This window comes from Pseudomonas sp. GL_090 (assembly GCF_057837765.1).
Genome location: NZ_CM174452.1, coordinates 1,108,091 through 1,132,896, shown reverse-complemented (window position 1 = coordinate 1,132,896; position 24,806 = coordinate 1,108,091). Strand labels below are relative to the sequence as shown.

Genomic DNA, 24,806 nt, shown 5'->3' with positions numbered 1-24,806 from the left:
GATAACGCTCGAAGCCTGACACCCCGCAGTGCTCTCGGGTTTCTCGCGAGCAGGCTCGCTCCTACAATCGTACAACCGAGGGTTGTCAGCCGCCGGTAGCGAGGTTCAAACTGCGGCCTTTGTCGCCGGTCGATCCTGGCGCCTTTCTATCTATAAGCAATCGACGCACATAAAGTGTCGGGCGCATGCGTGATAACCATCAATTCAGGGACCCGGACATGGAACTGGTTGTAAAAAGCGTCAACCCCGAAACGTTGAAGACCGCCACTCTCGTGGTCTCCGTCGGCGAAGGCCGCAAGCTCGGCGCGGTTGCCAGACAACTCGACGAATTGAGCGGCGGCGCGATCAGCGCAGTGCTCAAGCGCGGCGACCTGGCCGGTAAGGTTGGCCAGAGCCTGTTGCTGCACAGCCTGCCGAACCTCAAGGCCGAGCGCGTGCTGCTGGTGGGCGTGGGCAAGGACGACGAGCTAGGTGACCGCCCGTTCCGCAAGATCATCGCCGGCATCCTCAATACCCTCAAAGGCCTGGGCGGCAGCGATGCAGTGCTCGCGCTGGATGAAGTGGTCATCAAAGGCCGCGACAGCTACGGCAAGACCCGCCTGCTGGCCGAAACCCTGGTGGACGGCGAGTACAGCTTCGACCAGTTCAAGAGCCAGAAAGCCGAACCCCGCGCCCTGAAGAAAATCACCCTGCTGACCATCAAGGCCGCCCAGGCTGAAGTGCAACGCGCCGTGACCCACGCCACCGCCATCGCCAACGGCATGGCCTTCACCCGCAACCTGGGCAATCTGCCGCCGAACATCTGCCACCCGACCTTCCTCGGTGAGCAGGCCAAAGACCTGGGCAAGGAATTCAAGGACCTGAAGGTCGAAGTCCTCGACGAGAAGAAGATCAAGGCCCTGGGCATGGGCTCGTTCTACGCCGTCGGTCAGGGCAGCGCCCAGCCTCCGCGCCTGATCGTCATGCAGTACAACGGCGGCAAGAAATCCGAGAAGCCGTACGCGCTGGTCGGCAAAGGCATCACCTTCGACACCGGCGGCATCAGCCTCAAGCCGGGTGCCGGCATGGATGAAATGAAGTACGACATGGGCGGCGCCGCCAGCGTGTTCGGCACCCTGCGTGCCGTGCTCGAACTGAAGCTGCCGATCAACCTGGTGTGCATCCTGGCCTGCGCCGAGAACATGCCGAGCGGCAACGCTTCGCGCCCGGGCGATATCGTCACCACCATGAGCGGCCAGACCGTGGAAATCCTCAACACCGACGCCGAAGGCCGCTTGGTGCTGTGCGACGCCCTGACCTACTCCGAGCGCTTCAAGCCGCAAGCGGTCATCGACATCGCGACCCTGACCGGCGCTTGCGTGGTTGCCCTGGGTTCCCACACCTCGGGCCTGCTGGGCAACAACGACGAACTGATCGACCAACTGCTGAGCGCAGGCAAGACCGCCGACGACCGCGCCTGGCAACTGCCGCTGTTCGATGAGTACCAGGAACAGCTGGACAGCCCGTTCGCCGACATCGCCAACATTGGCGGCCCGAAAGCCGGCACCATCACCGCGGCCTGCTTCCTGTCGCGCTTCACCAAGAACCTGAACTGGGCGCACCTGGACATCGCCGGCACGGCCTGGACCAGCGGCGGCAAGGACAAGGGCGCCACTGGCCGTCCGGTTCCACTGCTGACCCAATACCTGCTGGACCGCGCCAAAGCCTGAAACCGTTGAAAGGCGGCGTCACTTCCCGGTGACGCCGCTTGCCGCTCTGGAACCGCAATGACCAAAGTCGACTTCTATATCCTGCCCAGCGCCGATCCTTCGGCACGCCTGGACTTTGCCTGCAAGCTCACCGAGAAAGCCTGGCGCATGGGCCACCGCATCTACCTGCACTGCAGCGACGCGGCCCAGCGTGACGATCTCGATGCACGGCTGTGGGCGTTCAAGGGCGAAAGCTTCGTGCCCCACGGCCCTGCCGACAGCGAGCCTGAGGGCTTGATTGTCCTGGGGTTGGGCGATGACTGCGGTCAGCATCAGGATTTGCTGGTCAATCTCGACCTGAAAGTCCCGGCCTTCGCCAACAGGTTCGCCCGGGTGGCGGAAGTGGTCGTGGAGGATCCGACGATCAGAGCGGCCGCGCGGGAGAGTTTCCGTTTCTACCGCGAACAGGGCTATCCTCTGCAAGATCACCGATTACAGCGACTCTGAGCCTTCCAATGGACACTCCAAAACCGCTGCAACAGTCCGCGCACCTGCTGGATGACCTTGAGTCGATCCGCCAATTGCTCGGCGATGACAACCTGCAACCGCCTCTGCTGACCGACACGGTCGAGGACGGCGATCAGGAACAGATTCCGATGTTGTTCGACACCGTGAGCGAACCTTCGCCACCCGTCGTAGCGACCACCCCAGCCCCCATCGTTGAACCCGTTACCACGGCGCCGCCGGCGCCCGCCGCCATCAAGAACCCGGATGACTTGCTGCACCTGGACAGCGAATTGCGCGCCGCCGCGCAGTTGATCATGCAAGACGTGATCGACGATTTCGCCCCGCACATCGAGACCGAAATCAAACGCCGCCTCAGTGCACGCCTGGAGCGGTTGTTGAGCCAGTACAACGACTGAATAACCTGCAGGCGCTTCTGTAGGAGCGAGCCTGCTCGCGATGGTGTGTCAGCCACATAGGTGTTGACGGGGACTCCATCGCGAGCAGGCTCGCTCCCACACAAAGCTCCCCGCCACAGTTTGAATGTTCAAGTGCTCAAGTAACGCCCGATCAACGCGATCCCGCTGGCCAGCACCAGCCACGTCACCAGGCGCACGAACGCCTCGCGGGACAGGCGCATGGTCAACCGTCGTCCGAACCACAGCCCCAGCGCCATCGCCGGCAATAGACAAACCGCCAGCGCCAGCAACGGCAAATCGGCATACACACCGGCGATTGCAAACAGGCTCAGACGCACCACCGTGCTGCAACTGATCAGCGCACTTTGGGTGGCCCGGGCCGCCTCCTTGGGCAACCGGCTGTTCAAATAGATCGCATAGAGAAAGCCGCCGCTGCCAAACAACGCGCCAAACATTCCGCCCACCGTCCCCATCGGCAGCGCCCACGCGGCGGACAACTGCGCCGGACGGACCTTTATCCACAGGCTGTAAATGGCATAGGCGCTGATAAACAGCCCCATCAGCAGCAGCAATAGATCGGACTTGAGGTTCAGCAGGAATATCACGCCGAGGGTGCAGCCCACCGCCATGCACGGCAGCAAGCGCAGCAGTTCCGGTTTCGCCACATCACGCCGCGAGGGCAACAGGTTGCCGAACGCCGCGACAAAGTCCAGCAGCACAAGCAGCGGGACGATTTTCGACAGCGGCATGAACAGAATCAGAATCGGTCCCGCCACCAGAGCGGTGCCAAAACCGGCGACGCCGAACACGATGTAGGCCAGGGCGATGCCTGCGCCGATTACCATCCAGTCCAGCGGGCCGAAGGGCCATTGGTTCAACAGTTCGAACACATTCATTCTTCCATCTTCCTTGAATACCGCTGACGACTTTACCTCCTGTAGGAGCGAGCCTGCTCGCGAAAGCGGTGTGTCAGTTACATTATGTTGCCTGACACTCCCTCTTCGCGAGCAGGCTCGCTCCCACAAGGGAATTGTGCGGATGCATGGAGATTGACCACCGAATGCCTTTAAACTGCGCCCCATGATTAAAGATCCCTTTGCAAGACTCGGCCTGGACCGCGAAGTCCTGACCGTCAGCCAGCTCAACGGCCGCGCGCGGGTGTTGCTCGAAGACGTGTTCAGCAACATCTGGGTCGAAGGCGAAATCTCCAACCTCGCCCGCCCGGCGTCCGGCCACGTGTATTTCACCCTCAAGGACAGCGGCGCCCAGGTGCGTTGCGCGCTGTTCCGGCAGAACGCGGCACGGGTTCGCCAGGCCTTGAAGGACGGCCTGGCGGTCAAGGTCCGTGGCAAGGTCTCGCTGTTCGAGGGACGCGGTGATTATCAGTTGATCCTCGACACCGTGGAGCCGGCTGGCGACGGCGCCTTGCGCCTGGCCTTCGATGCACTCAAGGAAAAGCTCAGCGCCGAAGGCCTGTTCAGTGCCGAACGCAAGGTGCCGCTGCCGGCGCACCCGCAACGCATCGGCATCATCAGTTCGCCCACCGGGGCGGTGATCCGCGACATCATCAGCGTGTTCCGTCGCCGTGCGCCGCAGGTGCAGTTGACCCTGATCCCTACCGCCGTACAGGGCCGCGAAGCCACTGCGCAGATTGTCCGCGCGTTGAAACTGGCGGATGCCCGCGGTTTCGACGCACTGATCCTGGCCCGGGGCGGCGGTTCCCTGGAAGACCTCTGGTGCTTCAACGAAGAAGCCGTGGCCCGTGCCGTAGACGCTTGCGTGACGCCTATTGTCAGCGCGGTCGGCCATGAAACAGACGTTTCGATCAGTGACTTCGTGGCCGACGTTCGCGCGCCCACCCCTTCCGCTGCCGCCGAACTGCTGGCACCGGACTCCAGCGATCTGGTACGTCGGGTCGAAAGCCTGCACCGGCGATTGGTGATGCGCATGCGTGATCGCTTGATGCGCGATCGCCTGCGCCTGGAAGGCATTTCCCGGCGCCTGCGTCATCCCGGCGAGCGCCTGCGCCAGCAAGCGCAACGCCTGGATGACCTGGACATGCGCATGCGCCGTGCGTTCGAGCGCAGCCTCAACACCCGTCGCGAACGCTTGATCCGCCTGGAAACCCGTCTGGCCGCACAACATCCGGGGCGGCAACTGGCAATGCTGCGCCAGCGCCTCGACAGCCTGGCCGAACGCCTGCCACGCGCCATCCGCGAAGGACTGAAGAACCGTCGCCTGCAGTTGCACAGCCAGATGCAGACGCTGCATGTGGTCAGCCCGTTGGCGACCCTCGGCCGTGGTTACAGCATTTTGCTGGACGAGCGTGGCAACGCCATCCGCAACGCCGCGCAAACCCATACCGGCCAGCGCCTGAAGGCCAAGCTGGGCGAAGGCGAACTGCAAGTGCGGGTCGAAGACAATCACCTGACGCCCGTCACCCTTTCTTTACTGGATTGATCCATGCCGCGTTTCTTTGCTCCGTTGCTGTTGCTGCTCCTGACCTTCAACGCCCACGCCGACAGCTACATCACCCGCCAGTTGAACAAACCGGTGCCGGGCGGCGTGGCGGTAGTGGACTTGGGCACGTCCGCCCAAGCGCCAAAAGCCACTTATCAAGGCAATCCGGTGCTGGTGGTCAAGGAACAGAACAACTGGCTGGCCATCGTCGGCCTGCCGCTGACGGTCAAGCCAGGGGCTCAATCGCTCAGCAGCGGCGGTCGTAATCTGAGTTTTACAGTTGGCAACAAGAAATACCCGGAACAGCGCATCACCCTGAAGAACACCCAGCAGGTCAATCCGGACCCGGAGAATCTCAAACGCATCGAGCGTGAACTGGCCGAGCAGATTACCGCCTACCGCACGTTCAGCCCCAATACCCCGAGCAACCTGCTGCTGGACAAGCCGGTGAACGGGCCGCTGTCGAGCAAGTTCGGCGTACGTCGTTTTTTCAACGGTGAAGAGCGCAACCCTCACTCCGGCCTGGACTTCGCCGTGGGCGCCGGCACACCGATCAAAACCCCGGCCGCCGGCAAGGTGATCCTGATCGGCAACTACTTCTTCAATGGCAACACGGTGTTCGTCGACCATGGCCAGGGCTTTATCAGCATGTTCTGCCACATGTCGAAAATCGACGTGAAGGTGGGTCAACAATTGGCCCGTGGTGGCGTGGTTGGCAAAGTCGGCGCGACCGGCCGCGCGACCGGACCGCACATGCACTGGAACATCAGCCTGAACGATGCGCGGGTCGATCCGGCTATCTTCATTGGTGCGTTTCAGCCTTGAGATATGTTTTGAGGCGAATACCTTCATCGCCAGCAGGCTGGCTCCCACATTGGATCGTGTTCACAATACAAATCCCCTGTGGGAGCTAGCCTGCTAGCGATGACAGACTCACAGCCATCGAAACTCGATCATGCACACAAAAATCTCAATTGCGCACCAATCAAACCCTGCGCAATCATCAAAACAATCTGTGTCGTTACGCACAATAAAATCTCGCAGAACCTTGCCTTTCGAGTATTCCTCTCAATTTTTTTCGACTGCTTGCCAACCTTCACCCTCGCGGTTAGGGTTGAAGGCATGAAAACCTCTCACACCCTCATTCAGCTCCGCCAGCACCGCAGCCTGTGCCTCGTCAGTGCACGACTGCCGGGCTGAATCGTGGTGTCTCGTCCCAAACCGTACTCCAAGAACTTTTGATCCACCGGCAGGCCGCCTTTTTTCGGCCCACACAATAAGGATTTCCCGATGAGCATGCTCAAAGACCCGTCTTCGAAATACCGCGCGTTCCCGACCATCGACATTCCGGACCGCACCTGGCCATCGAAAACCATCACCGCCGCGCCGATCTGGTGCAGCTCCGACCTGCGCGACGGCAACCAGTCGCTGATCGAACCGATGGACGCCGTCAAGAAGCTGCGTTTCTGGAAAACCCTGGTGCAGGTTGGCGTGAAGGAAATCGAAGCGTCGTTCCCGGCCGCCTCGCAAACCGACTTCGACTTCGTCCGCACCCTGATCGAAGGCAACCACATCCCTGACGACACCACCATCCAGGTGCTGACCCAGGGCCGTGAAGACCTGATCGAGCGCACCTTCGAATCCCTGCGCGGCGCGAAGAAAGCCATCGTTCACCTGTACAACGCGACCTCCCCTTCCTTCCGCCGCATTGTCTTCAACCAGGACAAGGACGGGGTCAAGGCCATTGCCGTGAACGCCGCCAAGCTGTTCGTCAAATACGCGGCCATGCAGCCGGACACCGAGTGGACCTTCGAGTACTCGCCAGAAACCTTCAGCGCCACCGAAATGGAGTTCGCCAAGGAAGTCTGCGACGCGGTGATCGAAGTCTGGAACCCGACGCCCGCGCACAAGATGATCCTCAACCTGCCGGCCACGGTGGAATGCGCGACCCCGAACATCTATGCCGACCAGATCGAATGGTTCGGCCGTCACATCAACCGTCGTGACAGCGTGATCATCAGCCTGCACACGCACAACGACCGTGGCACTGGCGTTGCCGCCACCGAACTGGGCCTGATGGCCGGTGCCGACCGCGTCGAAGGCTGCCTGTTCGGCAACGGCGAGCGTACCGGTAACGTCGACCTGGTGACCGTGGCCCTGAACCTCTACACCCAGGGCGTGAACCCTGAGCTGGACTTCTCCGACATCGACGGCGTGCGCAAAGTCGTCGAAGAGTGCAACCAGATCCAGGTGCACCCGCGTCACCCGTACGTCGGCGACCTGGTACACACCGCATTCTCCGGCTCGCACCAGGATGCGATCCGCAAGGGTTTTGCCCAGCAGAAATCCGATGCACTGTGGGAAGTACCGTACCTGCCAATCGACCCGGCCGACATCGGCCGCAGCTACGAGGCGGTGATCCGCGTCAACAGCCAGTCGGGCAAGGGCGGTATCGCCTACCTCCTGGAACAGGAATACGGCATCAGCCTGCCGCGTCGCATGCAGATCGAGTTCAGCCAGGTCGTGCAGCGTGAAACCGACCGCCTGGGCCTGGAAATGACCGCCCAGCAGATCCACGCACTGCTGCACAGCGAGTACTTGCAGGCCAACACCCCGTACGCGCTGGTCAGCCATCGCCTGCAGGAAGAAAACGGTCACAGCGCCGTTGAAGTGGAAGTGGCCAGCCAAGGCCAGGGCGAGACCAACCTGCACTGGCGCGGCAAGGGCAACGGCGCCCTGGAAGCGCTGGTGGCCGGCCTGCCCGTACCGGTGGAAATCATGGACTACAACGAGCACGCCATCGGCGCGGGTACCAATGCCAAGGCTGCGGCCTACATTGAACTGCGTGTGAACGGTGAACGTGCGGTGCATGGCGTCGGCATCGACGAAAACATCACCACCGCCAGCTTCAAGGCCCTGTTCAGCGCACTGAACCGTTCGCTGAGCCAGCCGGAAGCGAAAGCGGCGTAAACTGTCAGCCGAAAAGCAAAAGGCCCCGGGGTGTGAACCTCGGGGCCTTTTTGTTTGCCTGTCCGTTTTGCGTTGCCTGTTCTGGCCCCATCGCCAGCAGGCTGGCTCCCACAGGAGATCGCATTCCAATGTGGGAGCCAGCCTGCTGGCGATGAGGTCCTGTCAGGCGTCGCGAATTTCAGGTGAACTCGAAGGTATCGGCATCCAGATTCGCCGGAAACCGCTGCCGATACGCCGCCAGTTCCGCCGCATCCAGCACCACCTTGAACACCCCGTCAGCCTCCCCCGCACTGAGCAATGTCTCACCCTGGAAATCCAGCACCTGGCTGTCACCGGTATAGGCAAAGCCCTTGCCGTCAGTCCCGATGCGGTTCACTGCCGCCACATAGCACAGGTTCTCGATCGCCCGCGCCGGCAGCAAGCGGTTCCAGTGCTGACGCCGCGCACCCGGCCAGTTGGCGGTGTACAGCAGCAGATCGGTGTCCTGGGCGTCACGGCTCCACACCGGGAAGCGCAGGTCGTAGCAAATCAGCGGTCGCACGCGCCAGCCCTTGAGCTCGAACTGCACCTGACGTTCGCCGGGGGTGTAGTGATTATGCTCACCGGCCATGCGGAACAGGTGACGCTTGTCGTAGTGCAGCACCTCGCCATCCGGGCGTGCCCACAGCAGGCGATTGCGATGACTGCCATCGGCGGCCTGAACGATGACGCTGCCGGTGATCACCGCATCAAGCTTTGCTGCCTGAGCCCGCAACCATTTGCTGGCGGGGCCGTTTTCCGCTTCGGCGAGGGCCTCGGATTCCATGGAGAACCCGGTGGTGAACATCTCCGGCAGAATGATCAGGTCGGCGCCGCGAGCCTGCTCCAGCAACGGCTCGAAATGCTCGAGGTTGGCCTGGCGGTCGTGCCAGGCCAGGGACGTCTGGATCAGCGCAACGGTCAGCTTGGGCAATGCACTCAGATCACGCATAGTTTTTCCGCTGCTTCACGCAGGGTCTCCTCACGCTTGGCAAAGCACAGCCGCACCAGGCGCTGGCCGACCGGCGGCGTCTGGTAGAACACCGAGATCGGGATGCTGGCCACGCCATGTTCGCGAGTCATCCACAGGGCCATCTCGACGTCATTGAGGTCCGGACGGATCTGCGAGTAATCGACCAACTGGAAATAGGTGCCGGTCACCCGGGTGAAGCTGAAACGCGACGGCGCCAGCAGATCGCAGAACAGATCACGCTTGGCCTGATAGAAACCCGGCAGCTCTTCGACGTGCTCGGGATGCTCGGCCATGTAATCGGCCAAGGCGTATTGCAGCGGGGTCACGCCGCAGAAACTGACGTACTGGTGCACCTTGCGCAGTTCCGCCGTCAGGGCCGGTGGCGCTACCACATAGCCGGTTTTCCAGCCGGTGACGTGGTAGGTCTTGCCGAACGAGCTGACCACGAAGGCGCGCTTATACAACTCTTCATGATTCAGCACGCTGACATGGGGCACGCCATCAAACACCAGATGTTCATAGACTTCGTCGCTGATCACGTAGATGTCGCGATCGCGGATCAAGGCTGCCAACTGGTCGAGTTCGGCACGGCTGATCAATGCGCCACTGGGGTTGTGCGGAGTGTTGAGGATGATCATCCGCGTACGCGGGCTCAAGGCATCGGCGAGCTTCTGGAAATCGATGCTGAAATCGTCGAGACCCAGCTGCACATGCACGCAACGACCGCCGGCCAGCTCCACCGAAGGTTCGTAACTGTCGTACGCCGGGTCAAACACGATGACTTCGTCGCCACTGTGGATAACCGCCTGGATGGCACAGAAAATCGCCTGGGTCGCGCCAGGGGTGACCGTCACTTCGCTATCGACATCCACCTGCACGCCATAACTACGGGCGATCTTCGCTGCGATCTGCTGACGCAACAGCGCCAGCCCGGTCATTGGCGAATACTGGTTATGGCCGCTGGCGATATGCCGGCCGACCGCATCGCACAGGGCCTGCGGGGCATCGAAATCGGGGAAACCCTGGGACAGATTGAGCGCGCCGGTCTGAGCCGCGAGCTGAGACATCTGAGTGAAGATAGTGATGCCGACATTCGGCAGCTTACTGGTGATCATCGGTGGTTCCCTGCTCTACACCCGGCTCTACGGCGGCGCGGGGGAGTCCGAGAATAGCCCAAACGGCAGGCATGAAAAAGGGCGCCATTGGCGCCCTCTTCTTCCCACAGGAAAAACCCCAATCAGCGCTTGTCGCGACGCTTCTTGTCGGCCTTCTTGTGGTGCGACATCAAGCGACGCTTCTTGTTGACCTGACGGTCGGTGAGCGTGTTCTTGTTGCCTTCGTACGGGTTCTCGCCACCCTTGAACTCAATGCGGATCGGCGTACCGACCAGCTTCAGCACACGGCGGTACGTGTTTTCCAGGTAACGCACATAGGACTTCGGCACCTTCTCGATCTGGTTACCGTGGATCACGATGATCGGCGGGTTCGCGCCACCGAGGTGGGCATAACGCAGCTTGATCCGGCGGCTGTTGACCATCGGCGGCTGGTGCTCGCTGACCGCGTCTTCCAGGATCTGGGTCAGGCGGCTGGTCGGCCAGCGGGTAACCGCGGACTTGAACGAGTTCTGTACCGAGGCGTAGAGGTTGCCCACACCGGTGCCGTGCAGTGCCGAGATAAAGTGAATATCGGCAAACTCGACGAAGAACAGACGACGCTGCAACTCGATCTTGACGAAGTCGCGCTCGCTCGGCGTCATGCCGTCCCACTTGTTGATCGCGATGACCAATGCACGACCGGCCTCAAGGGCAAAGCCCAGCAGGTTGAGGTCGTGGTCCACCACGCCTTCGCGGGCGTCCATCACAAAGATCACCACGTTGGCGTCTTTGATCGCTTGCAGGGTTTTGACCACGGAGAACTTTTCGACTTCTTCGTGGATCTTGCCGCGCTTGCGCACACCGGCGGTGTCGATCAGCGTGTACTTCTCGTCGTTACGTTCGAACGGGATGTAGATACTGTCGCGGGTGGTGCCGGGTTGGTCGTAGACGATGACCCGGTCTTCCCCGAGCATGCGGTTGACCAGGGTCGACTTGCCGACGTTCGGACGGCCGATGATCGCGATCTTGATCCCGTCTTTTTCGCTTGGGCCAGGAATGCGCTTGGCTTCCTCGCCTTCGGCGACGTCTTCTTCCTCGCCTTCTTCCAGCTCGTCGTCGTCTTTCGGGAAGTCACTCAGGGCGATTTCCAGCATCTGGGTGATGCCACGACCGTGAGCACCGGCGATCGGAATCGCATGGCCCATGCCCAACGGAGCGAATTCGGCGCGGGCCATTTCCGGGTCGATGTTGTCGACCTTGTTGGCAACCACGTAGGAACGCTTGTTACGTTTGCGCAAATGCTCGGCGATCATCTGGTCGGCGGCGGTGAAACCGGCCTTGGCATCTACCAGGAACAGAACGACATCCGCTTCTTCGATGGCCAGCAGCGACTGCTCGGCCATCTTTTCGTCCATACCGTGCTCGTCACCGGAGATACCGCCGGTGTCGATCAGAATGTAGGAACGCCCTTGCCACTTGGCCTCACCGTACTGGCGATCACGGGTCAGACCGGACAAGTCGCCGACGATGGCGTCACGAGTCCTGGTCAGGCGGTTGAACAAGGTGGACTTGCCGACGTTCGGTCGGCCCACCAGGGCGATTACGGGAACCATGCGGCTCTCCACTTCGTTATTTCAGAAAATACAAAAGCCGCTGCGAGGCAGCGGCTGGTGCTCGGGGCAACACTGCGCGCTTGTCTGTGGGAGCGAGCCTGCTCGCGAAAAACGCCAGGGCACCGCGTTTATTCAGGACGCAAACGTAATCGTTGACGTCCATCGCGAGCAGGCTCGCTCCCACATTCATACCCACAAGTGAAGCAGCCTGGGGTGGTTAACCCCAAGCATAGTTCTTACTTGATGGTCAGGGCTTCCAGTTTGCCACTGTTGCCATACACATAAATCGTGTCACCCACCACCAGCGGACGGGCGCGCAGGCCGTCGCTGTCGATGCGCTCGCGGCCGACGAAACGACCGTCCACCTGACTCAGCAGGTGCAGGTAACCTTCCAGGTCACCGACTGCAACGTAGCTGGAGAACACTTCCGGGGCCGACAGTTGACGGCGGGCCAGCGAATCGTTGCTCCACAAGGCTGTGGTGGAACGCTCGTCGACGCCTTCAACGGTGCCCGAAGACAGGCTCACGTACACGGTACCGAAACCCTGGGCGACACCGGCATAGCTGGAAGCATCACGCTGCCAGAGCTGACGGCCGCTTTGCAGGTCCAGGGCGGCAACGCGCCCCTGATAGCTGGCGACATACAGCGTCTCGCCCGACAGCAGCAAGCCACCGTCGATGTCGACCACGCGTTCCAGCTCCGAACGACCTTGCGGGATCGCTACGCGCTGTTCCCACACCGGTACGCCGTTGGTGATGTCCACGGCAACCACTTTACCGGTCGACAGGCCAGCCACCGCGAGACGGTTGGTCACGATCGGCGCACTGGTACCGCGCAGGGTCAGTACCGCAGGCGTACTGTCATAGATCCAGCGACGGTCACCGGTGGAGGCATCCAGACCGATCAGACGATCGTCCTGGGTCTGAACCACCACGACGTCGCCGTTGTTGGCTGGCGGCGCCAGTACTTCGCTGGACACGCGAGCGCGCCACTTTTCTTCACCGTTGATCGCGTCCAGGGCAACGATTTCACCCTTGATCGTACCAATGGTGACCAGACCGTAACCGACACCAACGGCGCCGGAGACAGGCAGTTCGAGGTCTTTCTTCCATTTGACGTCGCCAGTGTTGCGGTCCATCGCCATCAACACGCCAGAGACGTCGGCGGCATAGATGGTATCGCCATCGATGGCCGGAACCAGCATGTTGTAGGTTTCGCCCTGACCGTCACCGATCGAACGACTCCATTGCTTGTGCAGAACCACTTCTTCTTTGAAGTCGGTCAACTCGGCCGGAGGCAGTTCTTTTTTGCTGTTGCTGCTGCAACCCGCGGCCAACAAGGCCAGAGCCAGCAATGCTGCATGTTTCCAACGAATCACGTCACGCATCCCCTTTGGCCAGGTCGTCCAGCTTGATTTGCAGGCCACCGACCGCCGCTTCATCCGACAGTGCCGCCTTGGCTTTTTGATACGCCGCGCTCGCCTCGTCGGTACGACCCAACTGCACCAGCAGGTCGCCCTTGAGTTCTTCGCGAGTGGCCAGGAATGCCTTGTCGGCATCGCCTTCGAGCAGCTTCAGTGCTTCGTCGGCCTTGTTCTGCGCACCGAGCACCTGAGCCAGACGCTGACGGGCGATTTCGCCCAGCGCCGGGTTGGCCGGTTTGGCAACAATAGCTTTGAGCTCGCTGGCCGCGTCGTCCAGCTTGCCGCTGTCGACCGCCACCTTGGCCACGAACAGGCTGCCGTACTGCGCATAGGCGCTGCCGCCGAACTCGCTGTTGAGCTTGCCGGCCAGGTCCGAAACACGGGCCGCATCAGGCTTGCCGTCAGGCGTCAGCGTGGTTTCGAGCAATTGCTGATAGAGAATCGAGGCGCCTTGCGACTGATTGCTCTGATACTTCTGGAACGCCTGCCAGCCGAACACGATGACCAGCGCCAACAGGCCACCAGTGACCAGGGGCTTACCGTTGCGTGACCACCATTCCTTCAGCTCCATCAAATGTTCGTCTTCGGTACTCGACACCCCAATACTCCTTAATCGCTAATTCGGCTGTTTAGACAGCTTCAACCCTGCACGACGCAGGTGGCCAGGTGTGCAGCAAGCGCATCCCAGGCAATGCTTTGTTGTTCGCCCTGGCCACGCAGGGGTTTGAAACCTACCACTTGCTGGGCCATTTCGTCGTCACCGAGGATCAGCGCGTACAGCGCACCGCTCTTGTCGGCCTTCTTGAACTGGCTTTTGAAACTGCCGGCGCCGGCATTCACTTGCAGGCGCAGGTTGGGCAACTGGTCACGAACGCGCTCCGCCAGGGTCAGGCCAGCCAGTTCGGCGGCTTCACCGAAGGCGCAGAGGTAGACGTCGACCTGACGGGAGATCTCTTGCGGAATCTGCTCCAGGGTTTCCAGCAGCAGGACCAGGCGTTCGATGCCCATGGCAAAGCCAACGCCGGCGGTCGGCTTGCCGCCCATCTGCTCCACCAGACCGTCGTAACGACCACCGGCACACACGGTGCCCTGGGCGCCGAGCTTGTCGGTGACCCATTCGAAAACGGTCTTGCTGTAGTAATCCAGCCCGCGAACCAGCTTCGGGTTGATCACGTAAGGAATGCCGGCGGCGTCCAGGCGAGCCTTGAGGCCCTCGAAATGCACGCGGGATTCTTCGTCGAGGTAGTCGGCCATTTTCGGCGCATCGACCAGAATTGCCTGCGTCTCGGCGTTCTTGGTGTCCAGGACGCGCAACGGGTTGGTCTTCAGGCGGCGCTGGCTGTCTTCGTCCAGCTTGTCCAGGTGTTGCGACAGGAACTCGACCAACGCTTCACGATAACGGCCACGGGACTCGCTGGTACCCAGGCTGTTCAGTTCGAGCTTGACCGCATCGCGGATGCCCAGTTCGCCCCACAGGCGCCAGGTCAGCACGATCAGCTCGGCGTCGATGTCCGGACCGTCGAGGTTGAACACCTCCACACCGATCTGGTGAAACTGGCGATAACGGCCTTTCTGCGGACGCTCGTGGCGAAACATCGGGCCGATGTACCAGAGTTTCTGAACCTGGCCGCCGCCGGTGATGCCGTGTTCCAGTACCGCGCGCACACAGGCCGCCGTGCCTTCAGGGCGCAGGGTCAGGGAGTCGCCGTTGCGGTCGTCGAAGGTGTACATCTCTTTTTCGACGATGTCGGTCACTTCACCGATGGAACGCTTGAACAGTTCGGTGAACTCGACGATCGGCATGCGGATCTGCTTGTAACCATAGTTATCCAGCAGGCGCGAAACGGTGCCTTCGAAATGACGCCACAGGGGAGTCTGTTCGGGCAGGATGTCGTTCATGCCACGAATGGCTTGCAATGACTTGCTCACTTTAAATCCTTAAATTCGTTCGGCTCTACAGTCAGGTTCAGCCGCGCGCGATAACGGCAGCGTCAGCTTCGACCTTTTCGGCCGCTTTCTGGCGGATCAAGCGTTCAAGCTCATCCACCAGATTGTCATTCGTCAGCTTCTGCGACGGCTTGCCGTCGATGTAAATCAGGTTCGGCGTGCCGCCGGTCAAGCCGATATGAGCTTCCTTGGCTTCACCCGGGCCGTTGACCACACAACCGATGACCGCAACATCCAACGGCACCAGCAAATCCTCGAGGCGCCCCTCCAGCTCATTCATGGTCTTGACCACATCGAAGTTCTGCCGCGAGCAACTCGGGCAGGCGATGAAGTTGATGCCACGGGAACGCAGGTGCAGGGATTTGAGAATGTCGTAGCCGACTTTCACTTCCTCGACCGGGTCGGCCGCCAACGAGATGCGGATAGTATCGCCAATCCCTTCGGCGAGCAGCATACCGAGGCCCACGGCAGATTTCACCGTGCCGGAACGCAAACCACCGGCTTCGGTGATGCCCAGGTGCAGTGGCTGGACGATTTCCTTGGCCAGCAAGCGGTAGGCTTCGACGGCCATGAACACGTCGGAGGCCTTCACGCTGACCTTGAAGTCCTGGAAGTTCAGGCGTTCAAGGTGTTCGACGTGGCGCAAGGCAGACTCGACCAGCGCAGCCGGGGTCGGCTCGCCGTATTTCTTTTGCAGGTCTTTTTCCAGGGAACCGGCATTGACGCCGATACGGATCGGGATCCCGCGGTCACGGGCGGCATCCACCACCGCACGCACACGGTCTTCGCGACCGATGTTGCCCGGGTTGATCCGCAGGCAATCGACACCCAGTTCGGCTACGCGCAAAGCGATCCGGTAGTCGAAGTGAATGTCGGCAACCAAGGGTACTTTGACCAGCTGCTTGATCTTGCCGAAAGCTTCGGCGGCGTCCATGTCCGGTACGGAAACCCGCACGATATCGACGCCGGCCGCTTCCAGGCGATTGATTTGCGCGACCGTGGCCGCGACATCGTTGGTGTCGCTGTTGGTCATGCTCTGCACAGCGATAGGCGCATCGCCGCCAACAGGCACGTTACCGACCCAGATCTTGCGGGATTCGCGACGTTTGATTGGAGATTCGCCGTGCATGACTTATTGACCCAACTTCAGGCGAGCAGTCTCGCCACTGGTGAACGGAGCGACATCGACCGGCTGGCCGTTGTAGCTGACCTGAGCGCCGCGGGCAAAGCCCAGACGCACGGCAAACGGTGGTTTGCCATTGACTGCCAGGCTGTCGCCTTTGCGTTTGAGACCGCTGAACAGCACCTTGCCGCTACCGTCGGTCACTTGTGTCCAGCAATCGGAGGTGAACTGCACCTGAACCTGGCCTTGACCGGCCACCGACGCGGCTGGCGCTGGAGCAACAGGGGCTATCGGTGTAGTCGCCACCGGGGCCGGAACGACTGGAGCTGCCGGAGCCGGAGTTACCGGGGTCACCGGCGCTGCGACAACAGGCGCGGCTGGCGTGGTCGGCGCTGCCGGAGCGGCTGGCGCAGTCGCTTGAGCCGGTTCTGGTGCTTCAGCCGGAGCATCAGCCTGTGGCAGCGCGAGGGCGGTTCCGCCTTCGGATTGACCTTCCGCGACGGCCTGGTCTTCCGGCTCGTCCAGCGGGTGAATCTGAGTCGTACCGTCGGCGCCTTCGACTTCTACGTGCTCGGGTGCCAGACCGATCAGGTCCTTGGTGCGCATCGAGGTCTGATCCTGCCACCAGACGAAACCGCCACCGATCACCGCGACCAGCAACAGCAGGCTGACGATTCGCAAAATGGTGTGTGAAACCCGCACCGGCTCTTCAATACGACCCAGGCTGTGAACATTGCTGCCCTGGGAATCGGTACCGGTGGATTGATCGAATTGCCGGACCAGAACGGCCTGGTCCATGCCGAGCAATTTGGCATAGGCACGAATGTAACCGCGGGCAAAGGTATGCCCGGGCAGCTTGTCGAAGGCGCCGGCTTCCAGATTGCTCAGGGAAGTGGTGGTGAGGTTGAGCTTGAGGGCCACTTCGGCCAGCGACCAGCCATTGCTTTCGCGGGCCTGGCGCAAGGTCTCACCGGGGTTTACGCGATTCGCTGCTACAACTTCGGGATGCGCCGCTTTCATCATTGCTCCGACAGGTATTGCTGATATTCCGGCGTACCGGGATAGAGTCTTTTTAGTTGCAGGCCTTTGCTTGCGGCCTTGTCGCGGTCTTCGAACACTTTTGCCAGCCGAACGCCGAGCAATAGACTACGTGCATTTTGCTCGGAGAGCTGGCTAAAACGGTCGTAATAGTCACGCGCGGGCACATAATGCCTGTCTTCGTAAGACAACTCAGCCATTTCCAGCAATGCACGTGGTTGTTGGTGGTTCAGGCGCAGGGCTTTTTCCAGTTGCTGTTGGGCCAGATCCCGCTGACCGAGCATTGCAGCGGTCATGCCCAGGTTCTCGAACACCCGCGAACGCTCAGGATACAGGGTATCGGCAGCGGCTTGTTCAAAGCGCTCGTAGGCTTCGCTGTAACGCTTCTGCTCGAACAAAAAACTGCCGTAGTTATTGAGGATCCGTGCATCGGCGGGACGGGAAGACAGTGCCTTGCGAAAATGCTCGTCGGCAAGCTCCGGTTCCATCTCGGCCTGGAACACCAGCCCCAGCGCCGCGTTGGCATCAGGATCGGAGCTATCGAGCTCCAACGCTTTCTTCAGTGGGACCTTGGCACGCTCGGTCATGCCTTGTTGCAAATACCCGATACCGAGTTGCACGTACGCCTCACGCGCTTCATCACGGCCCTTGCTGGTCTTCATCGGGTTGTAATCGCCCGAAAGCACGCAGCCAGCACACAGGCTGGCCAACAGCAAAAGCAGCGCAAAGCGCAGGGACATAGAGATCCTCTCTTGGTTATTTCGCGGCGTCTTGCGCTACATCGTTTTCGGCGTTCAGTTCACGCACGGCGATATAACGTTCGCTGCGACGGGTGCGATCCAGCACCTGCCCTACCAGTTGACCACATGCGGCGTCGATGTCTTCACCACGGGTGGTACGGACGGTGACATTGAAACCTGCATGGTGAAGCTGATCCTGAAAGCGACGAATCGCATTATTGCTCGGGCGCTCGTAACCGGAGTGCGGGAACGGGTTGAACGGGATCAGGTTGATCTTGCACGGAATATTCTTCAGCAGCTCGATCATTTCCACCGCGTGCTCGACCTTGTCATTGATGTCTTTGAGCAAGGTGTATTCGATGGTCAGCACGCGCTTTTCGCCGAGATTCGACATATAGCGCTGGCACGACTCGAGCAGCATCTTAAGCGGATACTTCTTGTTGATCGGCACCAATTGGTTACGCAATGCGTCATTCGGTGCGTGCAGGGACAACGCCAGGGAGACGTCAATGTGCTTGGACAGCTCATCGATCATCGGCACCACGCCGGAGGTCGACAGGGTCACGCGGCGTTTGGAAATGCCGTAGCCCAGGTCGTCCATCATCAGATGCATGGCCGCGACGACGTTGTCGAAGTTCAGCAGCGGCTCACCCATGCCCATCATCACCACGTTGGTGATGGCACGGTCGACGGTTGCCGGGACGCTGCCAAAGGATTTGTTGGCAATCCACACCTGGCCGATGACTTCGGCGGCGGTGAGGTTGCTATTGAAGCCTTGCTTGCCGGTGGAGCAGAAACTGCAATCCAGGGCACAGCCTGCCTGGGACGAAACGCACAAGGTGCCGCGTTTGCCCTGGGGAATGTACACGGTCTCGACGCAGCTGCCGGACGCCACGCGCACCACCCACTTGCGGGTGCCGTCGCTGGAGATGTCCTCGCTGACCACTTCCGGACCACGGACCTCGGCAACAGTCTTGAGCTTTTCGCGCAAGGCCTTGCTGACGTTCGTCATGGCATCGAAATCATCGACACCAAAGTGGTGAATCCATTTCATTACCTGACCGGCACGGAAACGCTTCTCCCCGATTGAGTCGAAGAATTTTTCCATTTCCAGCTGAGTCAGACCCAGCAGGTTAGTTTTTACAGTCGATGTAGTCATGGATTCACCTTCACTCTTAAGCCAATGCTTAGCGAGTGGTTACTTCAGTAGCTGCGAAGAAGTACGAGATTTCGCGAGCGGCAGCGGCTTCGGAGTCCGAACCGTGTACAGCGTTGGCGTCGATGGAGTCAGCGAAGTCAGCACGGATGGTGCCGGCAGCAGCTTCTTTAGGGTTGGTAGCGCCCATCAGCTCACGGTTCAGAGCGATAGCGTTTTCGCCTTCCAGAACCTGAACGACAACCGGACCGGAGATCATGAAAGCAACCAGGTCGTTGAAGAAACCACGAGCGCTGTGCTCAGCGTAGAAGCCTTCAGCTTCGGCTTTGGACAGTTGCTTCAGTTTCGAAGCTACAACGCGCAGGCCAGCTTTTTCGAAACGAGTGGTGATCTCGCCGATCACGTTTTTAGCAACGGCGTCAGGCTTGATGATGGAGAAAGTACGTTGAACAGCCATGGTGTAACTCCAGAAACGGTAATTTACGAAAAATTAAACCCGCGAATTATACGCGGGTTCTCGGGTATTGCCTAACCTGCGGCGTGGCTCAGTCGCGTTCTTCGATCCAGTGGGCCTGAATGGCCTCCAGGATCTTTTCGCCACAATGCTCAGGCATGTCGTCGAAATCGGGTAGTTCCATCACCCATTTACGCAGATCGACGAAGTTGACCGACATAGGGTCCACGTCGGGCTTGCTTTCAGCCAGCTGGATCGCGATCTCCAGCACATCAGTCCACTTGAGTTTCATGACAATTCCTTGAATCAGTGCGGTGCTTCGGCTGCGTGGTTGAGCGAGTACTTCGGAATCTCGACGGTCAGGTCTTCGGTGCCGACCTTGGCCTGGCACCCCAGACGAGACTCGCGTTCAAGACCCCAAGCCTTGTCAAGGTAGTCCTCTTCCAGCTCGTCAGCCTCTTCCAGCGAGTCGAAACCCTCGCGAATGATGCAGTGGCAGGTAGTGCAGGCGCAGACGCCGCCACAGGCGCTTTCCATCTCGATGTGGTGCTCGTGGGCCAGCTCGAGGATGGAAATCCCCGGCTCAGCCTCAACAACCATGCCTTCGGGGCAAAACTTCTCGTGTGGCAGAAAAATGACCTGCGGCATCGTTATTCCTCAATCTCATTCAGGTTGCGCCCCGCCAGCGCGGCTTTCACCGTCGAGTCCAGGCGGCGGGCAGCAAAGGCGTCGGTCACTTGCGACAGACGCTTGGTCTGCTGCTCGATGGCGTAACCATCGGTACCTTTCATCAGTTCGGTCAGTTCCTGCACCTGCATGTCGATGACCAGGCGCTCTTCGGCGTCGAGCAAGCGCTCGCCATCGGCCTCCAGAGCAGCCTGCACCGCCTCGATCAGGCGCTGGGCGTCGACCTGCTGCTCACGCAATACACGGGCAACCTTGTCGTCATTGGCGTGTTGGAACGAATCCTTGAGCATTTTGGCGATTTCGCCGTCGGTCAGGCCATAGGACGGCTTGACCTGAATGCTCGCCTCAACGCCCGAACCCAGTTCCCGGGCGGAAACGCTCAGCAGACCATCGGCATCGACCTGGAAGGTCACGCGAATCTTCGCCGCGCCAGCCACCATCGCCGGAATGCCGCGCAGCTCGAAGCGCGCCAGGGAGCGGCAATCGCTGATCAGCTCGCGCTCGCCCTGCAATACGTGGATGGCCATGGCCGACTGGCCGTCTTTGTAAGTGGTGAAGTCCTGGGCGCGGGCAACGGGGATGGTGGTGTTGCGCGGAATCACCTTCTCCATCAGGCCGCCCATGGTTTCCAGCCCCAGGGACAGCGGAATCACGTCGAGCAGCAGCAGTTCGTCGCCGTCGCGCTTGTTGCCGGCCAGGGTATCGGCCTGGATTGCAGCACCGATGGCGACCACTTGATCCGGGTCGATTTCAGTCAGCGGCTGGCGACCGAAGGCTTCGGCAACGGCTTCGCGAACGCGAGGCACACGAGTCGAACCACCGACCATGACCACGGCATGCACGTCGTCCAGTTCGATACCGGAGTCGCGAACGGCGCGGCGGCAGGCTTTCAGGCTGCGAGCGACCATCGGCTCGATCAGCGCATTGAAGGCTTCGCGGGTCAGCTCGGCTTTCCAGTCGCCATGGGCCACTTCAACGGCCGCCGCATTGGTCAGGGCTTCCTTGGCCGCACAGGCGGTTTGCAGCAAATTGCGTTGCGCGCCCGGATCGAGATCGGCGGACAGGCCGGCGCTCTCGATGATCCAGCCAGCGATTGCGTGGTCGAAGTCATCACCACCCAGGGCGCTGTCGCCACCGGTAGCCAAAACCTCGAAGACACCGCCGGTCAGGCGCAGAATCGAAATATCGAAGGTACCGCCGCCCAGGTCGTAGATCGCGACCAGGCCTTCGGCGTGCTGGTCCAGGCCGTAAGCCACGGCTGCAGCGGTCGGCTCATTGAGCAAGCGCAGCACGTTCAGACCGGCCAGCTTGGCCGCGTCCTTGGTGGCTTGACGCTGGGCGTCGTCGAAATAGGCCGGAACGGTGATGACCGCACCCACCAATTCACCACCCAGAGTCGCTTCAGCGCGCTGGCGCAGGACCTTGAGGATGTCGGCGGACACTTCCACCGGGCTTTTCGGGCCCTGGATCGTCTCGATGAACGGCATGTGCGACTCGCCACCGACAAAGCGGTACGGCAACTGATCACCCAGCTGTTTGACGTCGGACAGACCACGCCCCATCAAGCGCTTGACCGACAGCACGGTGTTCAACGGATCGGTGGCGGCGGCCAGCCTGGCGGATTCGCCAACCTCGACGCGATCGGCGTGGTAGCGCACGGCAGACGGCAGGATGACCCGCCCTTCTGCGTCGGCAAGCGGCTCGGAAAGACCACTGCGCAATGCAGCGACCAGCGAATTGGTAGTGCCCAAGTCGATCCCCACAGCCAGACGACGCTGGTGCGGTTGAGGACTTTGGCCGGGTTCGGCGATCTGCAGTAGGGCCATCGTTATCAGGACTTATCTGTATATCAGGCGTGCGACCGGAGCGGCACTGGGTTAATCGTCGAGGCGCTCTTCTAACTGGCGCACTTCGTAGGTGAGCTTGTCGAGGAACTGCATGCGCCGCATCAGGCGTTCGGCCCGTTCACGTTGCGCGGCATCGTTCCAGCAAGCTGCGAAGCTTTGGTTCAGTTCATCCTGGGCTGCCTTCAGGCGACGCTTGAAGACGGCAACGCCATTGAGGTCGGCGCTGTCCTGCAGGTCTTCGAGCTCTTCACGCAACTCCATCTGCTGCAGAAGGAACTCCGGATCATGCACCGTGACCTCCAGCGGCAGCTCGCCACCATTCAGGGCGAGCAGGTAACGCGCGCGCTTGGGCGGACTCTTGAGCGTCTGGTAGGCCTCGTTGAGGCTCGCCGATTGCTCCAGCGCCAAGCGCTGCTCACGCTCGGAAGCGTCGGCAAAGCGGTCCGGATGAACACTGCGCGCCAACTCACGGTAGCGCGTAGCCAGCTGATCGAGGTCCAGATCGAAACTCGGCTGCAGCTCAAATAAAGCGAAATGACAAGGAGTACCCACGACAAGCCTCAGATGTTGAAGCTTTCGCCGCAGCCACATTCACCGCGTACGTTGGGGTTGTTGAACTTGAAGCCTTCGTTCAACCCTTCCTTGACGAAATCGAGCTCGGTGCCGTCCAGGTAGGCCAGGCTTTTCGGGTCGATGATCACTTTTTCGCCGTGACTTTCGAACACCTGGTCCTCTGCAACCACCTCGTCGACAAACTCCAGCACGTAGGCAAGGCCGGAACAGCCTGTGGTGCGAACACCCAGACGAATCCCTTCACCTTTGCCGCGCCCGTCGAGGGAGCGCCGCACGTGTCGAGCAGCCGCTTCTGTCATGCTGATAGCCATCGGTGACTCCTTACTCGTCGCCAAAAATCAGATCAAGCCTTTCTTCTGCTTGTAATCGCGAACAGCCGCCTTGATGGCGTCTTCAGCGAGTACCGAGCAGTGAATTTTCACTGGCGGCAGGGCCAGTTCTTCAGCCAGCTGGGTGTTCTTGATGGTTTCCGCTTCGTCCAGGGTCTTGCCCTTCATCCACTCGGTGGCGAGGGAGCTGGAAGCGATAGCCGAGCCGCAGCCGTAAGTCTTGAACTTGGCATCTTCGATGATGCCGGCGTCGTTGACCTTGATCTGCAGGCGCATCACGTCGCCGCACGCCGGAGCGCCGACCATGCCGGTGCCGACATCAGGATCTTGCGCGTCCATCTTGCCGACGTTGCGCGGGTTTTCGTAGTGGTCGATGACCTTTTCGCTGTAAGCCATGATTCTCAATCCTCACTCATCAGGGCCGCTCTTGAGACCCTGTAGTTACGCTGCGTTTACCGCCGCGCTGCTACAGGACCTGTATCCGGCGGCTTCTTTGTTTAGTGTGCCGCCCACTCGATCTTCGAGATATCGACGCCGTCTTTGTACATGTCCCACAGCGGCGACAAAGCGCGCAGCTTGGTAACGGCCTCGCAGACTTTCTGCGCGGCGTAGTCGATTTCTTCTTCGGTGGTGAAACGGCCGAAGGTGAAACGGATCGAGCTGTGCGCCAGTTCGTCGTTGCGGCCCAGGGCGCGCAGTACGTACGAAGGCTCAAGGGACGCCGAGGTGCAGGCCGAACCGGACGACACCGCCAGATCCTTGAGCGCCATGATCAGCGACTCGCCTTCAACGTAGTTGAAGCTCAGGTTCAGGTTGTGCGGAACGCGGGCGGTCATGCTGCCGTTGACGTACAGCTCTTCCAGGTGTTCGACCTGCTTGTAGAAGCGGTCGCTCAACGCCTTGATGCGCGCGTTCTCGGCAGCCATGTCTTCCTTGGCTACGCGGAAAGCTTCACCCATGCCGACGATCTGGTGGGTCGCCAGGGTGCCGGAACGCATGCCGCGCTCGTGGCCGCCACCATGCATGGTCGCCTCGATACGTACGCGCGGCTTGCGGCTGACGTACAGGGCGCCGATGCCTTTAGGACCGTAGGTCTTGTGGGCGGAGAACGACATCATGTCGACTTTCAGCTTCGAAAGGTCGATCTCGACCTTACCGGTGGACTGAGCGGCGTCGACGTGGAACAGGATGCCCTTGGAACGGAGCAGTTCGCCGATCGCCGCGATGTCGTTGATGGTGCCGATTTCGTTGTTCACGTGCATGACCGAAACCAGGATGGTGTCGTCGCGCAGTTCGGCTTCGATCATCTCAGGGGTCACCAGGCCATCGGTACGAGGCTCGATGTAGGTCACTTCGAAACCTTCACGCTCCAGCTGGCGCATGGTGTCCAGGACAGCCTTGTGCTCGATCTTGGTGGTGATCAGGTGCTTGCCCTTGGTGGCATAGAAATGCGCCGCACCCTTGATTGCCAGGTTGTCGGATTCGGTGGCACCGGAGGTCCAGACGATTTCACGCGGGTCGGCGTTGACCAGGTCAGCGACCTGACGACGGGCGTTTTCGACGGACTCTTCGGCTTTCCAGCCGAACACGTGGGAACGGGACGCCGGGTTACCGAAGTTTCCGTCGACCAGCAGGCATTCACTCATTTTTTGCGCAACACGCGGATCAACCGGGGTGGTCGCAGAGTAATCAAGGTAAATCGGCAATTTCATGGACTATCTCCTAAATCAGGCTGGCTGGCGTGCCGCT

At 60.6% G+C, this 24,806-nt stretch carries 25 protein-coding genes; 6 read left to right on the top strand and 19 right to left on the bottom strand.

Going from position 1 to position 24,806, the window contains the following annotated elements:
• The first annotated feature begins 218 nt into the window (after nt 1-218).
• Genes AC3ITA_RS05010 through AC3ITA_RS05000 form a run of 3 tightly spaced genes read left to right on the top strand, consistent with a single transcriptional unit; the run spans nt 219 to nt 2,611 of the window.
• Nucleotides 219-1,709, top strand: coding sequence for a leucyl aminopeptidase (locus tag AC3ITA_RS05010; RefSeq protein ID WP_414929216.1), 1,491 nt, complete (start codon nt 219-221; stop codon nt 1,707-1,709).
• Between the two features lie 57 nt (nt 1,710-1,766).
• The gene (locus tag AC3ITA_RS05005; protein WP_095945770.1) at nt 1,767-2,195 is read left to right on the top strand and encodes a DNA polymerase III subunit chi; all 429 of its coding nucleotides are present in this window, start codon (nt 1,767-1,769) and stop codon (nt 2,193-2,195) included.
• A gap of 8 nt (nt 2,196-2,203) precedes the next feature.
• Nucleotides 2,204-2,611 carry a DNA polymerase III subunit chi gene (locus AC3ITA_RS05000; RefSeq protein ID WP_150672973.1) on the top strand — a complete coding sequence of 136 codons (408 nt, stop codon included), beginning with the start codon at nt 2,204-2,206 and terminating at the stop codon, nt 2,609-2,611.
• Nucleotides 2,612-2,739: 128 nt separating this feature from the next.
• Here AC3ITA_RS05000 and AC3ITA_RS04995 read toward each other — a convergent pair whose 3' ends face one another.
• Complete coding sequence (locus AC3ITA_RS04995) at nt 2,740-3,507, bottom strand: sulfite exporter TauE/SafE family protein (protein WP_150672972.1); 768 nt, start codon at nt 3,505-3,507, stop codon at nt 2,740-2,742.
• A 184-nt stretch (nt 3,508-3,691) separates the two neighbouring features.
• Here AC3ITA_RS04995 and xseA point away from each other — a divergent pair, with 184 nt between their 5' ends.
• The 3 genes from xseA (at nt 3,692) to leuA (ending at nt 8,041) form a co-directional block, all read left to right on the top strand.
• Nucleotides 3,692-5,071 carry an exodeoxyribonuclease VII large subunit gene (xseA, locus tag AC3ITA_RS04990; protein WP_008053235.1) on the top strand — a complete coding sequence of 460 codons (1,380 nt, stop codon included), beginning with the start codon at nt 3,692-3,694 and terminating at the stop codon, nt 5,069-5,071.
• Nucleotides 5,072-5,074: 3 nt separating this feature from the next.
• On the top strand, nt 5,075-5,896 hold the full coding sequence (locus tag AC3ITA_RS04985) for a peptidoglycan DD-metalloendopeptidase family protein (protein WP_489279644.1): 822 nt from the start codon (nt 5,075-5,077) through the stop codon (nt 5,894-5,896).
• A 465-nt stretch (nt 5,897-6,361) separates the two neighbouring features.
• Nucleotides 6,362-8,041 (top strand): 2-isopropylmalate synthase, encoded by a 1,680-nt coding sequence (gene leuA, locus AC3ITA_RS04980; protein WP_095945774.1) that lies wholly within the window; start codon nt 6,362-6,364, stop codon nt 8,039-8,041.
• Between the two features lie 178 nt (nt 8,042-8,219).
• On the opposite strand, the gene AC3ITA_RS04975 is transcribed toward leuA, so the two are convergent.
• The 18 genes from AC3ITA_RS04975 to AC3ITA_RS04890 form a co-directional block, all read right to left on the bottom strand.
• Nucleotides 8,220-9,011 (bottom strand): amidohydrolase, encoded by a 792-nt coding sequence (locus tag AC3ITA_RS04975; protein ID WP_489279643.1) that lies wholly within the window; start codon nt 9,009-9,011, stop codon nt 8,220-8,222.
• Nucleotides 8,999-10,147 carry a pyridoxal phosphate-dependent aminotransferase gene (locus AC3ITA_RS04970; protein ID WP_095945776.1) on the bottom strand — a complete coding sequence of 383 codons (1,149 nt, stop codon included), beginning with the start codon at nt 10,145-10,147 and terminating at the stop codon, nt 8,999-9,001. The genes AC3ITA_RS04975 and AC3ITA_RS04970 overlap by 13 nt, the downstream gene beginning before the upstream one ends.
• Nucleotides 10,148-10,269: 122 nt before the next feature.
• On the bottom strand, nt 10,270-11,739 hold the full coding sequence (der, locus tag AC3ITA_RS04965; RefSeq protein WP_046040936.1) for a ribosome biogenesis GTPase Der: 1,470 nt from the start codon (nt 11,737-11,739) through the stop codon (nt 10,270-10,272).
• 236 nt (nt 11,740-11,975) lie between these two features.
• Entirely contained in the window at nt 11,976-13,127 is a 1,152-nt protein-coding gene (gene bamB, locus AC3ITA_RS04960; protein ID WP_150674278.1) for an outer membrane protein assembly factor BamB, read from the bottom strand.
• On the bottom strand, nt 13,120-13,761 hold the full coding sequence (locus tag AC3ITA_RS04955) for a YfgM family protein (RefSeq protein ID WP_095945778.1): 642 nt from the start codon (nt 13,759-13,761) through the stop codon (nt 13,120-13,122). The genes bamB and AC3ITA_RS04955 overlap by 8 nt, the downstream gene beginning before the upstream one ends.
• Before the next feature lie 41 nt (nt 13,762-13,802).
• Entirely contained in the window at nt 13,803-15,092 is a 1,290-nt protein-coding gene (gene hisS / locus AC3ITA_RS04950; protein WP_046040930.1) for a histidine--tRNA ligase, read from the bottom strand.
• 37 nt (nt 15,093-15,129) lie between these two features.
• The gene (gene ispG / locus AC3ITA_RS04945) at nt 15,130-16,239 is read right to left on the bottom strand and encodes a flavodoxin-dependent (E)-4-hydroxy-3-methylbut-2-enyl-diphosphate synthase (RefSeq protein WP_003185136.1); all 1,110 of its coding nucleotides are present in this window, start codon (nt 16,237-16,239) and stop codon (nt 15,130-15,132) included.
• Nucleotides 16,240-16,242: 3 nt separating this feature from the next.
• Nucleotides 16,243-17,253 (bottom strand): RodZ domain-containing protein, encoded by a 1,011-nt coding sequence (locus AC3ITA_RS04940; protein ID WP_150674279.1) that lies wholly within the window; start codon nt 17,251-17,253, stop codon nt 16,243-16,245.
• Entirely contained in the window at nt 17,253-18,011 is a 759-nt protein-coding gene (gene pilW / locus AC3ITA_RS04935) for a type IV pilus biogenesis/stability protein PilW (RefSeq protein ID WP_095945780.1), read from the bottom strand. The genes AC3ITA_RS04940 and pilW overlap by 1 nt, the downstream gene beginning before the upstream one ends.
• A gap of 16 nt (nt 18,012-18,027) precedes the next feature.
• The gene (gene rlmN, locus AC3ITA_RS04930; protein ID WP_056721259.1) at nt 18,028-19,170 is read right to left on the bottom strand and encodes a dual-specificity RNA methyltransferase RlmN; all 1,143 of its coding nucleotides are present in this window, start codon (nt 19,168-19,170) and stop codon (nt 18,028-18,030) included.
• A gap of 28 nt (nt 19,171-19,198) precedes the next feature.
• A complete protein-coding gene (ndk, locus tag AC3ITA_RS04925; RefSeq protein ID WP_007903599.1) occupies nt 19,199-19,624 on the bottom strand; it encodes a nucleoside-diphosphate kinase in 426 nt (141 codons plus the stop codon).
• Between the two features lie 88 nt (nt 19,625-19,712).
• On the bottom strand, nt 19,713-19,913 hold the full coding sequence (gene iscX / locus AC3ITA_RS04920) for a Fe-S cluster assembly protein IscX (RefSeq protein ID WP_007973999.1): 201 nt from the start codon (nt 19,911-19,913) through the stop codon (nt 19,713-19,715).
• Nucleotides 19,914-19,927: 14 nt separating this feature from the next.
• The gene (fdx, locus tag AC3ITA_RS04915; RefSeq protein ID WP_020795601.1) at nt 19,928-20,269 is read right to left on the bottom strand and encodes an ISC system 2Fe-2S type ferredoxin; all 342 of its coding nucleotides are present in this window, start codon (nt 20,267-20,269) and stop codon (nt 19,928-19,930) included.
• Between the two features lie 2 nt (nt 20,270-20,271).
• Complete coding sequence (gene hscA / locus AC3ITA_RS04910) at nt 20,272-22,134, bottom strand: Fe-S protein assembly chaperone HscA (RefSeq protein ID WP_150674280.1); 1,863 nt, start codon at nt 22,132-22,134, stop codon at nt 20,272-20,274.
• A 51-nt stretch (nt 22,135-22,185) separates the two neighbouring features.
• Nucleotides 22,186-22,707 carry a co-chaperone HscB gene (gene hscB, locus AC3ITA_RS04905; RefSeq protein ID WP_150674281.1) on the bottom strand — a complete coding sequence of 174 codons (522 nt, stop codon included), beginning with the start codon at nt 22,705-22,707 and terminating at the stop codon, nt 22,186-22,188.
• Between the two features lie 8 nt (nt 22,708-22,715).
• The gene (iscA, locus tag AC3ITA_RS04900; protein ID WP_003227904.1) at nt 22,716-23,039 is read right to left on the bottom strand and encodes an iron-sulfur cluster assembly protein IscA; all 324 of its coding nucleotides are present in this window, start codon (nt 23,037-23,039) and stop codon (nt 22,716-22,718) included.
• Between the two features lie 27 nt (nt 23,040-23,066).
• Nucleotides 23,067-23,453, bottom strand: a complete 387-nt coding sequence (iscU, locus tag AC3ITA_RS04895; RefSeq protein WP_056721266.1) for a Fe-S cluster assembly scaffold IscU — start codon at nt 23,451-23,453, stop codon at nt 23,067-23,069.
• 101 nt (nt 23,454-23,554) lie between these two features.
• On the bottom strand, nt 23,555-24,769 hold the full coding sequence (locus tag AC3ITA_RS04890; protein WP_095945782.1) for an IscS subfamily cysteine desulfurase: 1,215 nt from the start codon (nt 24,767-24,769) through the stop codon (nt 23,555-23,557).
• Nucleotides 24,770-24,806 lie beyond the last annotated feature (37 nt).

Excerpts from the sequence above, each read along its gene's own strand:
- AC3ITA_RS05005 (WP_095945770.1), top strand. The coding sequence starts at position 1,767 with ATGACCAAAGTCGACTTCTATATCCTGCCCAGCGCCGATCCTTCGGCA.
- ndk (WP_007903599.1), bottom strand. The coding sequence starts at position 19,624 with ATGGCTGTTCAACGTACTTTCTCCATCATCAAGCCTGACGCCGTTGCT.
- der (WP_046040936.1), bottom strand. The coding sequence starts at position 11,739 with ATGGTTCCCGTAATCGCCCTGGTGGGCCGACCGAACGTCGGCAAGTCC.
- iscA (WP_003227904.1), bottom strand. The coding sequence starts at position 23,039 with ATGGCTATCAGCATGACAGAAGCGGCTGCTCGACACGTGCGGCGCTCC.
- AC3ITA_RS05010 (WP_414929216.1), top strand. The coding sequence starts at position 219 with ATGGAACTGGTTGTAAAAAGCGTCAACCCCGAAACGTTGAAGACCGCC.
- AC3ITA_RS04975 (WP_489279643.1), bottom strand. The coding sequence starts at position 9,011 with ATGCGTGATCTGAGTGCATTGCCCAAGCTGACCGTTGCGCTGATCCAG.
- iscX (WP_007973999.1), bottom strand. The coding sequence starts at position 19,913 with ATGAAACTCAAGTGGACTGATGTGCTGGAGATCGCGATCCAGCTGGCT.
- AC3ITA_RS04985 (WP_489279644.1), top strand. The coding sequence starts at position 5,075 with ATGCCGCGTTTCTTTGCTCCGTTGCTGTTGCTGCTCCTGACCTTCAAC.
- iscU (WP_056721266.1), bottom strand. The coding sequence starts at position 23,453 with ATGGCTTACAGCGAAAAGGTCATCGACCACTACGAAAACCCGCGCAAC.
- AC3ITA_RS04890 (WP_095945782.1), bottom strand. The coding sequence starts at position 24,769 with ATGAAATTGCCGATTTACCTTGATTACTCTGCGACCACCCCGGTTGAT.
- AC3ITA_RS05000 (WP_150672973.1), top strand. The coding sequence starts at position 2,204 with ATGGACACTCCAAAACCGCTGCAACAGTCCGCGCACCTGCTGGATGAC.
- leuA (WP_095945774.1), top strand. The coding sequence starts at position 6,362 with ATGAGCATGCTCAAAGACCCGTCTTCGAAATACCGCGCGTTCCCGACC.
- hscA (WP_150674280.1), bottom strand. The coding sequence starts at position 22,134 with ATGGCCCTACTGCAGATCGCCGAACCCGGCCAAAGTCCTCAACCGCAC.
- ispG (WP_003185136.1), bottom strand. The coding sequence starts at position 16,239 with ATGCACGGCGAATCTCCAATCAAACGTCGCGAATCCCGCAAGATCTGG.
- AC3ITA_RS04940 (WP_150674279.1), bottom strand. The coding sequence starts at position 17,253 with ATGAAAGCGGCGCATCCCGAAGTTGTAGCAGCGAATCGCGTAAACCCC.
- fdx (WP_020795601.1), bottom strand. The coding sequence starts at position 20,269 with ATGCCGCAGGTCATTTTTCTGCCACACGAGAAGTTTTGCCCCGAAGGC.
- AC3ITA_RS04995 (WP_150672972.1), bottom strand. The coding sequence starts at position 3,507 with ATGAATGTGTTCGAACTGTTGAACCAATGGCCCTTCGGCCCGCTGGAC.
- AC3ITA_RS04970 (WP_095945776.1), bottom strand. The coding sequence starts at position 10,147 with ATGATCACCAGTAAGCTGCCGAATGTCGGCATCACTATCTTCACTCAG.
- pilW (WP_095945780.1), bottom strand. The coding sequence starts at position 18,011 with ATGTCCCTGCGCTTTGCGCTGCTTTTGCTGTTGGCCAGCCTGTGTGCT.
- xseA (WP_008053235.1), top strand. The coding sequence starts at position 3,692 with ATGATTAAAGATCCCTTTGCAAGACTCGGCCTGGACCGCGAAGTCCTG.
- rlmN (WP_056721259.1), bottom strand. The coding sequence starts at position 19,170 with ATGACTACATCGACTGTAAAAACTAACCTGCTGGGTCTGACTCAGCTG.
- bamB (WP_150674278.1), bottom strand. The coding sequence starts at position 13,127 with ATGCGTGACGTGATTCGTTGGAAACATGCAGCATTGCTGGCTCTGGCC.